Annotated in this window: 14 protein-coding genes; 12 read left to right on the top strand and 2 right to left on the bottom strand. The window is 38.3% G+C overall.

Annotation, left to right across the window (positions count from 1 at the left end):
- Positions 1-23: 23 nt before the first annotated feature.
- Positions 24-1028: a VOC family protein gene (locus EJN90_RS05725; protein WP_126109396.1), complete on the bottom strand. Its 1005-nt coding sequence runs from the start codon at positions 1026-1028 to the stop codon at positions 24-26.
- 277 nt (positions 1029-1305) lie between these two features.
- Here EJN90_RS05725 and EJN90_RS05720 point away from each other — a divergent pair, with 277 nt between their 5' ends.
- Positions 1306-2814 (top strand): alpha-amylase, encoded by a 1509-nt coding sequence (locus tag EJN90_RS05720; RefSeq protein ID WP_126109394.1) that lies wholly within the window; start codon positions 1306-1308, stop codon positions 2812-2814.
- 199 nt (positions 2815-3013) lie between these two features.
- Here EJN90_RS05720 and EJN90_RS05715 read toward each other — a convergent pair whose 3' ends face one another.
- Positions 3014-4123 (bottom strand): ABC transporter ATP-binding protein, encoded by a 1110-nt coding sequence (locus tag EJN90_RS05715; protein ID WP_126109393.1) that lies wholly within the window; start codon positions 4121-4123, stop codon positions 3014-3016.
- Positions 4124-4395: 272 nt separating this feature from the next.
- Here EJN90_RS05715 and EJN90_RS05710 point away from each other — a divergent pair, with 272 nt between their 5' ends.
- The 11 genes from EJN90_RS05710 to EJN90_RS05660 all read left to right on the top strand — a co-directional run bounded on the left by EJN90_RS05710 (position 4396) and on the right by EJN90_RS05660 (position 15814).
- Positions 4396-4896 (top strand): dCTP deaminase/dUTPase family protein, encoded by a 501-nt coding sequence (locus EJN90_RS05710; RefSeq protein WP_126109391.1) that lies wholly within the window; start codon positions 4396-4398, stop codon positions 4894-4896.
- A 109-nt stretch (positions 4897-5005) separates the two neighbouring features.
- Positions 5006-6388, top strand: a complete 1383-nt coding sequence (radA, locus tag EJN90_RS05705) for a DNA repair protein RadA (RefSeq protein WP_126109389.1) — start codon at positions 5006-5008, stop codon at positions 6386-6388.
- Positions 6389-6406: 18 nt separating this feature from the next.
- Positions 6407-7507, top strand: a complete 1101-nt coding sequence (locus EJN90_RS05700; RefSeq protein ID WP_126109387.1) for a PIN/TRAM domain-containing protein — start codon at positions 6407-6409, stop codon at positions 7505-7507.
- A 33-nt stretch (positions 7508-7540) separates the two neighbouring features.
- Positions 7541-9016: a glutamate--tRNA ligase gene (gltX, locus tag EJN90_RS05695; RefSeq protein WP_227872593.1), complete on the top strand. Its 1476-nt coding sequence runs from the start codon at positions 7541-7543 to the stop codon at positions 9014-9016.
- Positions 9017-9144: 128 nt separating this feature from the next.
- Positions 9145-10557 carry a cysteine--tRNA ligase gene (cysS, locus tag EJN90_RS05690; protein ID WP_126109383.1) on the top strand — a complete coding sequence of 471 codons (1413 nt, stop codon included), beginning with the start codon at positions 9145-9147 and terminating at the stop codon, positions 10555-10557.
- Positions 10554-10958, top strand: coding sequence for a Mini-ribonuclease 3 (locus tag EJN90_RS05685; protein ID WP_126109381.1), 405 nt, complete (start codon positions 10554-10556; stop codon positions 10956-10958). The genes cysS and EJN90_RS05685 overlap by 4 nt, the downstream gene beginning before the upstream one ends.
- Positions 10955-11800, top strand: coding sequence for a 23S rRNA (guanosine(2251)-2'-O)-methyltransferase RlmB (rlmB, locus tag EJN90_RS05680; protein WP_126109379.1), 846 nt, complete (start codon positions 10955-10957; stop codon positions 11798-11800). The genes EJN90_RS05685 and rlmB overlap by 4 nt, the downstream gene beginning before the upstream one ends.
- A gap of 33 nt (positions 11801-11833) precedes the next feature.
- A complete protein-coding gene (locus EJN90_RS05675; RefSeq protein WP_126109377.1) occupies positions 11834-12361 on the top strand; it encodes an NYN domain-containing protein in 528 nt (175 codons plus the stop codon).
- Between the two features lie 32 nt (positions 12362-12393).
- Positions 12394-12996, top strand: coding sequence for a sigma-70 family RNA polymerase sigma factor (locus EJN90_RS05670; RefSeq protein WP_126109375.1), 603 nt, complete (start codon positions 12394-12396; stop codon positions 12994-12996).
- Positions 12997-13106: 110 nt separating this feature from the next.
- Positions 13107-13697: a Gx transporter family protein gene (locus EJN90_RS05665; protein ID WP_126109373.1), complete on the top strand. Its 591-nt coding sequence runs from the start codon at positions 13107-13109 to the stop codon at positions 13695-13697.
- A gap of 251 nt (positions 13698-13948) precedes the next feature.
- On the top strand, positions 13949-15814 hold the full coding sequence (locus tag EJN90_RS05660; protein ID WP_126109371.1) for an FAD-dependent oxidoreductase: 1866 nt from the start codon (positions 13949-13951) through the stop codon (positions 15812-15814).
- The last annotated feature ends 45 nt before the right edge of the window (positions 15815-15859 follow it).

Raw genomic sequence — 15859 nt, 5'->3', positions numbered from 1 at the left:
CGCTTTTCTTATTAAATCAAAATTTATGCTTTGGGCTCAAAACCAAAATATTCTTTTTCAAAGTTTTTTGTACTACGAACCGTGTCGAAGTGACGAACCAATTTTTCGATTTCTTCTCGGTGGTTACGGAATTTTGGAGGAAGAGCCAATGTTTCTCCAAGGATTTCGTAAGATTCCTCATCATCAATAAAGCCGGGTTCATCTGTGGCAAATTCAAATAGAATACCCTCTGCAATAACAGCGTAGAGTGATTCAAAATAGAAGCGGTCAACATAACCAGAGGTACGGAAGTTGAAACTACTCATACGCTCAATCCATTCTTCTAAGTGTGCGCGATTTTCTACACGGAAAGCCATATGATGAACACCACCAAAACCTTGGACTGCTTGAGGAATGGTCGTATTATGTTCTACAAGCATAGCAGCGCCATTGCCGCCTTTACCAGTTTCGAATAAATGTAGGGATTCTTCTGTTGCTGTTTCTGTAAAACCAAGTACATTTTCTAAAACCTGTTTGTAGAAAGAAAAATCAGCGATACGGACATGGACTCTACCTAATCCACTAATTCCAAATTCAGCAGGTACGGGCCCATTTTTCCAAGGTGTTCCAGTTTCTACACCAGAATCATTTTCATCGGAGATTAATTGATACAATTGTTCGTCAAAGTCTTCAAAGTCGATTACCTTTCGCCCAAATTGTTCATAAATTTCAGAGTGCTTTACATCATAATAATCAAAGCGTTTCAACCAGTATTCTAATGCTTGGTCACTTGGTACTCGTAATCCTGAACGGAAAATTTCATTTGTTCCTCGTTGTGCTTTTGTGATTCCCGGGAAATCAAAGAAGGTAATATCAGTGCCTGGATTTCCTTTATCATCTGCAAAGAATAAGTGGTATGTTTGGATATCATCTTGATTAATTGTTTTCTTAACTAAACGCATACTTAGTATATTTGTAAAGAACTCATAGTTTTTTTCTGCGCTACTTGTAATGGCTGTAATATGGTGAATTCCGATTAATGGTTTCATAATGTTCCCCTTTCGAATTATCTAATAGAAAATACTTCTAATTCGTAACAAACACATTGTATCTCGAATTCGAAGTAATTGCAAGTAGGAGGGTTTATTTGATTTAGTGGACGAATAATATAATTTTTAAAGGATAAACTGCTTCTCATGGTTGTATTTCCAAACCCGGCATACCTCAAAAAGGTATTTAAATTAAAAATAAGGTATAATAAAGTATCTGATTAAATTTTAACAAGATGATGATAGCACCTTTTACTATAAGGGAGAGTGTAGGAAAATGCTTGAAAACGGGATAATTATGCAATATTTTGAATGGGAGCTGTCGAATGATGGTCAGCTATGGAATCAGTTAAAGAAAGATGCTGCTCATTTGAAAGAATTGGGTGTTAGTGCAGTTTGGTTACCTCCTGCTTATAAAGGAACGGGTCAAGAGGATGTTGGCTATGGTGTGTATGATTTATATGATTTAGGAGAATTTGATCAAAAAGGTACAGTTCGTACCAAGTACGGGACGAAGGAAGAGTACTTAGCAGCAATTGAGGCTCTTCATGAATTGGATATTTCGGTTTATGCAGATGTTGTGCTGAATCATAAAGCTGGTGCAGATGAGACAGAGCGGTTTTACGCTGCAGAAGTAGACCCGAATAATCGACAAGAAAAAGTCAGTGATTTTTATGAAATCGAAGGATGGACAAAATTCACTTTTCCTGGAAGAAAGAATAAATATTCTGACTTTAAATGGGATTGGGAACATTTTACGGGAACAGACCTTAACAAAGAAAATGACAAAGAAGCCATCTATCTCATTAAAGGAATCAACAAAGGGTGGAGCGAAGATGGCTTTGTGGATGATGAGTTTGGTAATTTTGATTATTTGATGTATGCAGATATTGATTATGGAAACTCAGAAGTAGTCGAAGAAATAAAAAAATGGGCGCAATGGTATATCGATGAAACAGGTGTAGATGGTTTTCGTCTGGATGCCATCAAACATATTGACCGCCGATTCATAAAAGATTTCGTATACGCTATACGCGAAAATGATCGACCTGATTTTTTTGTTGTAGGTGAGTATTGGAAAGCGGATTATGATACCATTCAAGAATATTTAGAAGCGACGGAATATGCTGTTGATTTATTTGATGTACCGCTCCACTTTAATTTCCATACCGCTTCTGTCGTGGGCGGGGAGTATGATTTGCGAGATTTATTTAACAACTCGCTGATCGCAAATGCGCCTGTACAGGCAGTTACATTTGTAGATAATCATGATTCGCAGCCCGGGCAGGCTTTAGAGTCCTTTGTGGCCTCTTGGTTTAAACCGATGGCGTATGCTTTCATTTTATTGCGCCGAGAAGGGTTTCCTTGTTTGTTTTACGGTGATTACTATGGAATTAATGGAGAAAATCCCGTTGAACCGATGACAGAAATGCTTGATAAATTATTGTATGTAAGAAGAAACCATGCTTATGGGGAACAAAAGGATTACTTTGACGATGCTCACTACGTTGGCTGGACACGTCTAGGTGATGAAGAACATCCTTTTGGTCTTGCTGCGATTATCGCTAACCAAGATGTAGATGGAGTGAAAGAAATGTATGTCGGTGAACAATACGCAGGAGAGACGTTTGCTGATTACATGGGGAATTTTGACAAAAGAGTGACCATTGACGAAAATGGCTGTGGGAAATTTTTAGTACGTGGAAATTCTGTATCTGTATGGGTTAAGGATGCCGTAACACCGGAAGAAGCCTTCGTGGAAGATGCAGAAGAGAGCGAAGAATAAGTTGCATTTAAAAAGCGTTCAATGGCTGCCAGCGGCGTCGTTGAACGCTTTTTGCGTTTGAATTTAAATTTTTGTATCGTACGGACGACAAAAAAACTCTGCACTATAGAGATTAGAGAAAAGAAAAAAAGCTGGGACATTTGTCTCAGCCTTTTTTCGGGTGGAGGATGGTATATAGTAAGAAAATAGAGATAACGAATTAAGGAATTGTGATTACTTCTTCTGTTTCTGAATCGAAGAAGTGAATCTTATTCATATTGAATGCAAGCTCTATTACAGAACCTGGTTCATGGTAGTCACGAGCGTCTACACGAGAGATAAACTCTGTATCCCCAACTCTACTGTACAACATTGTTTCAGCACCAAGTAATTCTGATACAGAAACTTCTGCTTTAACAGTGGAACCTGGGTTTGCGTCGATTACTACTTGTTCACTTTGAATGTCTTCTGGACGAATACCAAATACAACTTTTTTGTTGTTGTATCCTTTTTGTTCGAGTACTTTCCATTTACCTTCAGGAAGTTTCAGGTTTAATCCTTTTCCATCTGAAATGACACCATCTTTCAATGTAACATTGAAGAAGTTCATTGCAGGGGATCCGATGAATCCAGCCACGAATAAGTTCACTGGTGTATCATAAACTTCTTTTGGACTACCAATTTGTTGAATGAATCCGTCTTTCATGATAACAATACGGTCAGCCATGGTCATCGCTTCTGTTTGGTCATGGGTAACATAAATAGTTGTTGTATTTAAGCGGCGGTGTAATTTTGCAATTTCAGCACGCATCGCTACACGTAGTTTTGCATCCAAGTTTGATAAAGGCTCATCCATTAAGAAGACTTTTGCATCACGAACGATTGCACGTCCTAAAGCAACACGTTGACGTTGTCCACCGGATAAAGCAGCTGGTTTACGGTCTAGATATTCACGAAGTCCTAGAATATCAGCAGCATTTTCTACACGTTCCTTGATTTCTTCTTTTTTGTATTTACGAAGTTTCAAACCAAAAGCCATGTTATCGTATACAGTCATATGTGGATATAGAGCGTAGTTCTGGAAAACCATCGCGATATCGCGATCTTTTGGTGCAACGTCATTCATTACTGTTTCGCCAATTTTTAGTTCGCCTTCTGTAATATCTTCCAATCCAGCAATCATACGTAATGTGGTAGATTTTCCACAACCGGATGGTCCAACAAATACGATGAATTCACGGTCTTTTACATGTAAGTTAAAATCTGTTACAGAATAGTTTTCTGCATTATCATACATTTTGTGTATATTATTTAGTTCCATATTTACCATTGTTAAGTACCTTCCTTTTTGAAGAGTTTGTTTACAATTCCTATAGTAAATGAAAGCGGATAACATTGCTAAGTCATTGTGCCTGAAAATGAAAGCGATTTTTTGTGCAAGTTGACCAAAGCCGCAAAAAAGACGAAAACAGAAAATAATTATGAGAAAAACAAAGAGATTTCAGAGCTTTCTTACGTTATTTCATGCATTCTTTGCTATAATCTAATCAGTCTATAAAATTGAAAAGATAGAATAAGCAATTGCGTTGAAAGGAAGATTAAATGAGAAGCAGAGGATTTGAAATCGTAAGTAAATATGAGGGAAAGGGGTTATCTTTACCGAAACGGGCGACTGCTCATTCAGCAGGCTATGACTTTGAAGCATCGGAAGATACTCTGTTGCCATCAATCTGGAATACATTCTTTAAACATGACCGCGATGCTTCCACGAAAGGAATTACTCCTGTACTTGTTCCAACGGGCATCAAAGCATATATGGAAGAAGATGAATATTTGCAATTAACTAACCGTTCGAGCAATCCATTGAAACGATTTTTAGTATTGCCGAATGGCGTGGGTGTTGTGGATGCTGATTATTATAATAACGAATCAAATGAAGGAGAGATTTTTTTCCAATTAATGAATTTTGGTTTGCGAGATAAAGTAATCAAAAAAGGCGAACGGATTGGTCAAGGTATCTTTATGAAATTCCTAAAAGCAGATAATGACATAAGCAACGGCCAAGATAGAGTTGGCGGTTTTGGATCATCCGATGATGAATAGTTTCTTTAACTATTTTTCTATCTTGATTTAAGACTAGCGCAGTATCGTGTTTGCTAGGTTATGTGCTAAAATGTTAATAAGCATAGGAAGTAATAGAGGAGAGGAATCGATGGCAAAAAAACGATCAATTAAATACGTATGCCAAGCGTGTGGATATGAATCTCCTAAATGGTTAGGAAGATGTCCAAATTGCGGTGCTTGGAATCAAATGGAAGAAGAAAAAGAAGCCGTTATTTCCAAGACACACCAACCTCGCGTGAACTTTACAGGGAAAACAGCAGAAGCAGTAGCTATTCAAGATATTAAAATAGAAGACATTCCTCGAACGCCTACTGATATGGAGGAAGTGAACCATGTTTTAGGAGGCGGAATTGTTCCCGGTTCTTTGATTTTAATCGGAGGGGATCCTGGAATTGGAAAATCTACTTTGTTGTTACAGATATCGGCTCAAATCAACAATAAAAATATTCCGGTTCTATATGTTTCTGGAGAAGAGAGTTCGGGTCAGATTAAGATGCGGGCGGAACGCCTAGGGGTAAAGGGTTCTGATTTTTATATTTATCCGGAAACGGATGTGGATTCGATTAACGAAACCATTGAGAGGTTAAAGCCAAAGCTCGTGATTATTGACTCCATTCAGACAATGATAAAAGGAAGCAATGATAGTGCGGCGGGAAGTGTTTCCCAGGTTCGCGAAGCAACACAAGAATTTATGAGAATTGCAAAGACGAATAATATTGCGATTTTTATTGTTGGACACGTAACGAAAGAAGGAAATATTGCCGGTCCCAGAATGTTGGAACACATGGTAGATACTGTTTTATATTTTGAAGGCGATCGCCACCATACTTTTCGAATTTTGCGTGCAGTAAAAAACCGTTTTGGGTCTACGAATGAAATTGGTGTATTTGAAATGAATGAAGGAGGGCTGCGGGAAGTTTCAAATCCTTCTGAAATGTTTTTAGAAGAGCGTCTTGCTGGAGCATCTGGCTCTGCGATTGTAGCATCGATGGAAGGGACGCGCCCCATTCTAGCGGAAATTCAATGTCTTATTACACCAACTGTATTTGGAAATGCACGTCGAACTGCAAGCGGACTTGATCATAATCGTGTATCGTTAATTCTAGCGGTATTGGAAAAAAGAGCGGGACTCTTGCTTCAAAATCAAGATGCTTATTTTAAATCTACTGGTGGAGTAAGGTTGGATGAGCCTGCAATTGATTTATCATTGGCGGTCAGTGTCGCATCCAGTTATTGGGATACCGATACATCTGCTACGGAATGTTTTGTTGGGGAAATTGGATTAACCGGAGAAATTCGTCGTGTAAATCGTATTGAGCAACGCGTAAACGAAGCGAAAAAACTTGGTTTTACAAAGGTTTATATTCCAAAAAATAATCTTTCGGGATGGCGACATCCAGAAGGGATTGAATTAATCGGTGTTGCTTCTGTCCAGGAAACGCTACGAAAAGTGTTTCCGAATCGAAACTAAAAAGAAAGGAGGAAGGAAATGAAGAAAAGAATTATCTCGTTTATATTTTTAATTATTGGGGGAAGTATTGGTTTAACCCTTATGCCTTATTTTTGGGAACTATTAAACATTGAAAACTCTACCTTCAATAATCAATTCGTCAACTTCGGCATTGGCGCACTTATATTCTTGTTACTTTCTTTACTCATGACGAATTTTATTTTAGATGTTTTCAAAAAAATAGAAAATTATTTCAGCAAACAATCAGCAAGTTTCCTGTTGTTTGGTGCTTTAGGGATTATTATTGGGCTCATTCTTGCGTGGTTAGTAGGAATTCCCTTAGCAGCATTTAATATTTCTATTATTAGTAATGTTGTTCCATCTATTCTTTCCATCGTATTTGCCTATCTTGGTTTTTATATAGGTACCACGCGAATTGAAGATTTTCGCAAACTGTTCACGCCAAAAACAAAGCGTCCCGATGAAGGTGTCTTGTTAGAAAGAAAAGCAGACAATGATTTTCGTAAATATAAGATTTTAGATACGAGTGTTATTATTGACGGGCGTATTTATGAAATCGCAAAAACAGGCTTTCTAGAAGGTGTATTGGTTATACCGAACTTTGTTTTAAGAGAACTACAATACATCGCCGATTCATCCGATAGCTTGAAACGGGTTCGCGGCCGCCGTGGACTGGATATTCTAAACAGTCTGCAAAAAGAAGAAGTAATTCCGGTGGAGAGTTATGATGGTGAGTTTGAGGAGATTGCAGAAGTGGACAGCAAACTGATCCGCCTAGCAAAATTAATTGATGGTGTCATCATAACCAATGACTATAATTTGAATAAAGTAAGTGAATTTCAAAATGTGCCGGTATTGAATATTAATGAATTAGCAAATGCAGTAAAACCAGTCGTGATTCCTGGAGAAAACATGACAGTCACAATCGTTAAGGCTGGTACCGAGCGGAACCAAGGAGTAGCTTATCTGGACGATGGGACAATGATTGTTGTAGAAGATGGACAGCATTATATGAATAAAACAATTGGTGTTGTAGTGACAAGCGCCTTGCAAACTGCTGCTGGTCGAATGATTTTTGCTAAACCCGCACACTCACAAAAAGGAATCAAAAATAACTAATGAATCTTGAAAAGAATGAAGGAGAGTAAACTAATGACTAAAAAAATTCGCGTTCGTTATGCACCAAGTCCAACAGGACATCTTCACATAGGAAATGCACGGACAGCCCTTTTTAACTACTTATTTGCCCGACATAATGATGGAGAGTTTATTATCCGTATTGAGGATACTGACCTGAAACGAAACATTGAACATGGGGAAGAAAGTCAGTTGGAGAACCTTCAATGGTTAGGAATTGACTGGGATGAAGGTCCTGACAAGCCTGGAGAATATGGACCGTATAGACAATCGGAACGTAAAGATATTTATGATTCAATGATTGACCAATTATTATTGTCGAACCGGGCCTATAAGTGCTATTGTACGGAAGAAGAACTAGAGGAAGAAAGAGAACAACAACGTGCTCGCGGAGAAATGCCGCATTATGGTGGACGTTGCGCTCATTTGACACCAGCAGATCAACAAGAAAAAGAAGCGCAAGGAATCGAACCTGTTATCCGTTTCCGTGTTCCAAAAGACAATACTTATTCTTTCAATGATATTGTAAAAGGTGAAATTAATTTTGAAGCAAGTAGTGTAGGAGGAGACTTCATTATTCGCAAACGCGACGGTTTCCCAACCTATAACTTCGCTGTTGTCATCGATGATCATTTGATGGGCATTACTCACGTATTACGCGGAGACGATCATATTGCCAATACACCAAAACAAATGATGATTTATGAAGCATTTGAATGGACAGTGCCGGAATTTGGACATATGACATTAATTATCAATAGTGAAACAGGGAAAAAACTAAGTAAACGTGATGAAGCAATCCTTCAATTCATCAGTCAGTATCGTGAATTGGGTTATCTGCCGGAAGCAATGTTTAACTTCATCACATTACTAGGCTGGTCTCCAGTCGGTGAAGATGAAATCTTCAGCCGCGAAGAGTTGATAAAGATTTTTGATCCAGCTCGCTTAAGTAAGTCACCCGCTGCTTTTGATTCTAAGAAACTAGAATGGGTAAACAATCAATATATGAAGGAAACGGATTTGGATCAGGTAGTTCCTTTAGCAATTGAGCATCTTGTACAAGCAGGACGTGTCCCTGAAAATGCATCAGAAGAGACACAAGGATGGGTTAAAAAATTAGTTTCTTTATATCATGAACAAATGAGTTATGCGGCTGAAATTGTGCCGTTATCAGAATTATTCTTCTCTGAAATATTGGAATTAGACGAAGCAGAAAAAGAAATATTGACTGGAGAAACGGTTCCTGTAGTATTAGAAGCTTTCAAAGCTTTGTTGCCGGAAGTAGAGCCTTTTGAAGAAGCAAACATTAAAGCTGCAATTAAACAAGTTCAAAAAGACACGAAAATAAAAGGTAAAAATTTGTTCATGCCGATTCGAATCGCGATCAGTGGAGAGATGCACGGACCTGAATTAGGAAAAACGATTGAAGTTCTTGGAAAAGAGAAGAGTTTGAATCATTTAGAACAAGTATTAACATTATTGAAAAAATAAAAATGTTTATTGAATAGAATGCGGACTCTTTTCATGTAGGGAAAATTCCTTTAAATATGAGGGATTGAAATATCTCTATGAATAAGAAGGGTCCGCTTCTATTAAAACTAAACAGAAAGGAGCGACGGATGATTAAAATATATAATACGCTAACCCGGAATAAAGAAGAGTTTCAACCAATAGAAACAGGAAAGGTGAAGATGTACGTCTGCGGACCCACTGTCTATAATTATATCCACATTGGGAATTCCCGTAGCACAGTAGCATTTGATACAATTCGCCGATATTTTGAGTACCGTGGTTATGACGTTAATTTTGTCTCCAATTTCACTGATGTCGATGATAAAATCATCCGAGCAGCAAAGGAAATGAAACTCTCCCCTGCTGAAGTTGCTGATAAATTCATAAAAGCTTTTGAACACGATACAGAAGCTTTAGAAGTGAAGGCGGCAACCTTGCATCCTCGAGTGATGGATAATATTCCTGATATTATCGCCTTTATTCAAGTTCTCGTTGATAAAGGGTACGCCTATGCAGTGGAAGGCGATGTCTATTATCGAACAGAAAAATTTGAGGGATATGGGAAGTTAAGCGATCAATCCATCAAAGATCTAAAAATTGGCGCAAGTGAACGCCTTGAAGAAGAGGAAAACCGCAAAAAAGAAAATCCGATTGATTTTGCTCTTTGGAAAGCAGCGAAAGAAGGCGAAATATCTTGGGATTCTCCTTGGGGCGCAGGACGTCCAGGTTGGCATATCGAATGTTCTGTAATGGCTACAAAGTATTTGGGGGAAACGATTGACATTCACGGTGGCGGACATGATTTGACATTTCCGCACCATGAAAATGAGATTGCCCAAAGTGAAGCAAAAACAGGTAAAACTTTTGCGAACTATTGGATGCACAATGGCTTTGTAACCTTGGGTGAATCGGGCGAAAAAATGAGTAAATCACTTGGAAACTTTGTATTAGTGCATGATATTTTAAAAGAATTGGATCCTCAAATTTTACGATTCTTGTTAGCAACGTCTCACTACCGTCGGCCAATCAAGTTCGGTGAAAAGGCCATTGAGGAAGCGACCATTAACTTAGATAAGATAAAACATGCCTATCTCAATGCGGATTATCGTAAAAGCGATGCAGTGGAGTCACTGGATGGGGACCCACAAGACGTGACTCATTTCAAAGATTTGGAACAACGTTTTGTTAAGGAAATGGACGATGATTTTCAAACAGACAATGCTATGACCGTTATTTATCAATTTGCAAAAGAATTAAATCTTTATACCGAACGAAAAACGGTTTCGCTTAACGTTTTAACTGAGGCAGTGCGGGTTTTACAGGAAATCATGAGTATTTTTGGCATCAAGCTGGAACAGGAAACGATGCTGGATGAAGAAGTGCATGCATTGATTGAAGAGCGGATAGAAGCAAGAAAAAACAAAGATTTCGCTCGTAGCGATGAAATTCGAGATTACTTAAAAGATCAAGGCATTATCTTGGATGATACGCCGCAAGGAACTAGATGGAGACGAGCATGACAGAAAAGCAATGGGATTTATTAAACGGCTTAGCGCTGGCTTATATAGGTGACGCAGCTTATGAAGTTTTTATTCGTGAACATTTGTTAGAAAAGGGTTGGACGAAGCCGAATGACCTTCATCGGAAAGCTACTCATTACGTTTCTGCAAAAGCACAAGCAGTGTTGATGCAAGATATGCTAGAGGATGAAACTTTTCTAACAGAGGAAGAGACACTGATATACAAACGAGGACGCAATGCCAAAAGCCATACAACCGCGAAGAATGCGGATGTCACAACATACCGGATTTCTACCGGTTTTGAAGCATTGATGGGTTATTTACATATGACCAAGCAGAAAGAACGTCTTCAAGAACTTGTCCAATGGTGTATAAAACGAGTTGAGGATGAAAATAAATGAATAAACAAAACAGAAAACCAAATCGTTCAGATGATCCAAAAAAACGGAAACAGAAAAAACAGCCGCAACGTTCTTTTGAAAAGGGGAAAGTCGAGAGAGCAGAACAGCAGTCTGAGGACTTTGTAATCGGCAAGCATGCCGTTTTGGAGACATTAAAATCAGAACGCGATATTAATAAGTTGTTTTTACAAGAAGGTATTGGCGGCGAGAGAATTGGTGAAATTTTAGAATTAGCGAAAGAGCGCCATATTCAAATTCAAGTAGTTCCAAAAAGTAAACTGGATTTACTATCTGACAATGGAGTTCATCAAGGAATCATGTTAGCTACGGCAGCTTTTCAGTATGCAACGTTAGATGATTTATTTGATATTGCTGCTGAAAAAGGCGAAGATCCATTTTTTCTTATCTTGGATGGAATCGAAGATCCGCATAATTTGGGGTCGATTCTACGTACGGCGGATGCGAGCGGCTGTCACGGGATTATTATTCCGAAGCGCCGTGCAGTGGGTCTGACCGGTACCGTTGCAAAAGCTTCAACCGGAGCAATTGAACATGTACCCGTTGTTCGTGTAACGAATTTAAGTCGTACAATTTCTGACTTAAAAGAACGCGGTGTTTGGGTCTACGCAACGGATATGGAAGGACAGACTTATCAAAAATGGGATACGACCTTACCTTTAGCGCTGATCATTGGCAATGAAGGAAAAGGTGTTTCTCGTATTTTAAAAGACTCAGCAGATGGATTGCTTACTATTCCAATGGTTGGACACGTACAAAGTCTAAATGCGAGTGTAGCTGCTGCTTTAATGATGTATGAAGTATTCCGTAAACGAAATCCATAAAAAGTAGAATTTTAAAAGAAAAGAGGTGAGATCATGAAGAAAAAGGACATCTTAGTTGTGGATGGGTATAACATGATTGGAGCGTGGCCAGAATTAGTAAAATTAAAGAACCGTGATCTCATCGAAGAGGCACGAGATCGTCTTCTTGTAATTCTTTCGAATTATCAAGAATTTGAAGGACGAGAAGTATGGGTCGTGTTTGATGCCCAATTTGTACCTGGTATTACGAAAGAATATACCAAATATAAAGTAAGAGTCGTCTTCACTGCACAAGGTGAGACGGCTGATACTTTTATTGAAGGCATTGTAGACAAACTGAAGAATGTCCTAACCGAAGTGACAGTGGCGACAAGCGACCTAGCTGAGCAACAGCTTGTCTTTGCCAGAGGTGCTAATCGTATGTCAGCCAATGAGCTTTACAAAGAAATCAAGCGTTCTACGCAAGCAATTCAGCTGGAAAGCCGCCATTTCCGAGCGGCCTCACAGAAAAAACGCGGTTCTTTGACAGAAGAACAATTGGACTTGTTGAAAGACTTGCGGGATTTTTTGAATGAAGGGTAAGTTTTAAAAAATAGATTTGGGGGGGAATTTACATGCAAGAAAACAGTCAAAATGATAGCGGTTTCACAATTGAGGAGATGGTAGATTTATTAAAGAAAGGGAATATGCAATACTTTGATGTACTTTTCAAACGTTTTTATCCATTAATATTTAAGTTTGAAAAGACCTATCACCTCAAAATGCTGGAAAGAGAAGATTTTTTTCAAGAAGCAAGAATCGTTTTGTATCGATCTATAAAGGAGTACGATGAAAAGCGTGGGATGCAGTTTGCTGGATTTTATAAATTAATGTTACAGAACCGCATTTTTAGTTTAATTCGTAGAGAGTCAGCTTTGAAACGTAAAAGTGAAAAGAATACAACTTCGTATACACGAGTGGGAGATTTAGATTTTGCGGACAAGTATGTTTCAGAAACCCGTAAAATAGAAGCAGAAGGTATCGATAGTATTATCCATGTTCGTGAAATGTCTTATAGCTACTTTGAGACTTTGTCAGCTTTTGAAAAGGAAGTTTTTCGCAATTATATGAAAGGTGACGATTATGAAACCATTGCACAAAAAACGAATAAGAGTGCAAAGCAAGTGCAGTATGCCTACGATCGATGCCGACAAAAAATGAAAAATCTCTTAGAATAAAGTGCAAAGAAATACATCCTCTTTCGTATCTCTTTGTTCTGTATCAAAAAGAAGTATGCTAAACTAGGATATGAAAAGTTATTTAAATGTAGGAAGCAAAGGTTACTGTGATGAATAAAAATAAAAAATTAATATATATATCCTTATTAGCAGCGCAAGGCGTTGTGATTACGTTGTTGGAGCGTTCCATACCGTTTCCCTTTGCCTTTGCTCCAGGCGCGAAATTAGGGTTGGCAAATATGGTAACCATACTCGCTTTGTTTACTTTACCTTATAAAGAGAGTCTAACTGTAGTGTGGATGCGGTTGATTATTTCCACTTTTTTGGGTGGAACATTGTCAACCTTTCTATATAGTTTTGCGGGAGCTTTTCTAAGTTTCTTTGGAATGGTTTTTGTCAGGCGCTTGGGGCCAAGTCGAGTGAGTTTAATCGGTGTGAGTGCTACAGGCGGTATTTTACATAATGTCGGGCAGCTGATTGTTGCAAGCACTATCGCTCATTCTTTTAGTGTTATGTTGTATTTGCCCGTGTTAGCTTTTACTGGTATCTTCTCCGGAATTGCCGTGGGAATTGCCGCCAATTATTTAATGGAGCATGTTGTGACCATTCAAAAGTTCCAAAGAGAAGGAGCACGGACAGATCGTTTGACAAGAGCATGGTATGAGGCAAGTTATACAGAAGAATACCAGAATTTGGAATAGATAAAAGTCTTCATTGGCATCTTTTAGGTCAACGAAGGCTTTTTGAGTGCTTGTAAAGTAATCGGTATCAATTAAAAAGTCTTAATAATTAAGTTTTCATTGATATTTTTCATGGACATATTTTCACAAGTGCTTTATAATATTGGGGTGAGTTGATAAATAGTAAGTAGATTCAACTTTGTTAAAAAAAATACATGTAAAAGTTATCATAGGACTTATTTACTTTATAGATAATAGAGGGAGAATATACAATGGCAAAAACGAATATTGTTGTGATTGGCGCTGGTTTTGCTGGTGTTGCAGCTACTAAAAAGCTAGCGAAACATTTTAAAAAGAACGACGACGTTTTAATTACATTGATTGATCGTCATTCTTATCAAACGTATATGACTGAACTTCATGAAGTGGCAGCTGGCCGTGTAGAACCGGATGCAATTCAATATGACTTGAAGCGTTTATTCAATCGTAATAAAAACGTGGATATCGTTACAGATGAAGTTAAACATGTGGACCATGATAAAAAGGAAGTAACAACTGAGAAAACAGTTTTCCAATATGATCATTTGATTATTGCAATGGGCGGCGAGCCTAACACCTTTAACATTCCTGGTGTAGAAGAACATGGATTCACATTGTGGTCTTGGGAAGATGCAAATACTTTGCGTCGTCACATCAAAGACACGGTAGAAGCTGCGGCAATCGAGCATGATAAAGAGAAACGTAAAGCAATGTTGACTATGGTTGTTTCTGGTGCTGGTTTTACTGGTGTGGAAATGATCGGAGACTTAATGGAATGGAAAGATCGTCTGGCTGAAGATAACAAACTTGATCCAGAAGAATTTAGTTTCCATTTAGTTGAAGCTGCTCCAATTATTCTAGGAGTAGTAACTGAAAAAGAATCTTCTAAAGCTGAAAAATACTTGAAGAAGAATGGCGTAAACATTATTAAAGGAAACGGTGTTGCGAAAGTTGAACCAAATTTGATTGAGTTAACAGATGGTACTGTCATTCCTACTCATACACTGATCTGGACAGCTGGAGTAAAAGCGAATTCTGATGTAGCTGAATATGGCATCGAGCGCGCACGTGCTGGACGTCTTGTTGCAAATAAATACATGGAAGCTCAAGGAGTGGAAGATGTTTATTTAGCAGGAGATATTGTTTACTACGAAGAACCTGACAAAGATAATCGCCCGGTTCCTCAAATTGTTCAAAGTGCCGAACAAACAGGACATACGGCAGCAGCCAACATCATTGCAACGATTGATGGAAAAGAAAAGACAGAACATAAAGGAAATTACCAAGGCTTCATGATTTCAATCGGTTCTCGCTATGGTGTAGCGTACTTAATGGATAAAATTCATTTGAGTGGTTTCATTGCAATGGCTGTGAAGCATTTAATTAACTTGTTCTATTTCTTGACAATCGGTTCCTTGTTCTATTTTGTGAAGTATATTCACCATGAATTCTTCCATATTAGAGATGGCCGTAGTATTTTCCGTAAACATCTATCAAGATACGGAAATGTTCTTTGGAATCTTCCGTTGCGAGTATTTTATGGTAGTATGTGGCTCTTTGAAGGTCTGAAGAAAGCCTTTGGTCTCTTCGGCTCTACGTCTTGGTTTGGCAATGATGTTGTTTTACCATTCTCATGGTTGCAAGATCCAACATCTGGCGCAACAGAAGCAGTCGAGGAAGTGTCACATGCGGTATTCGGATTGAACTACGTTTATGGTGAAGAGCCGATGATGGTATTGAAAGAAATGCCAGGCTGGTTCTCAAAAATCATGGAATTTATGATTCCTAACGTAGAAGTAGCTTTGTTCTTCCAAAAATTCATGACTCTTGTTGAAATTGCAATTGGTCTCGCAATCATTGTCGGACTATTTACTTGGTTAGCAAACGCAACAACAGTAGCGTTAGTTGTTTCATTCTCCTTATCTGGGATGTTCTATTGGGTAAACATGTGGTTTGTTCCTGTAGCAATTTCCTTAATGAATGGTTCAGGACGTGCAGTTGGATTGGATTACTATGTCATACCATGGATACAGAAAAAACTAGGTAAGTGGTGGTACGGCGATATTAAATCGATTTACGAACCAGGCGTTGAAAAATAGATTGAATAAAACTCAGCAGAGGTTAAGGTAGGGAAACTTGCCTTA

This window comes from Jeotgalibaca ciconiae (genome assembly GCF_003955755.1).
In the GTDB taxonomy this organism is placed as follows: domain Bacteria; phylum Bacillota; class Bacilli; order Lactobacillales; family Aerococcaceae; genus Jeotgalibaca; species Jeotgalibaca ciconiae.
This window is presented reverse-complemented; position numbering and strand designations above follow the sequence as displayed.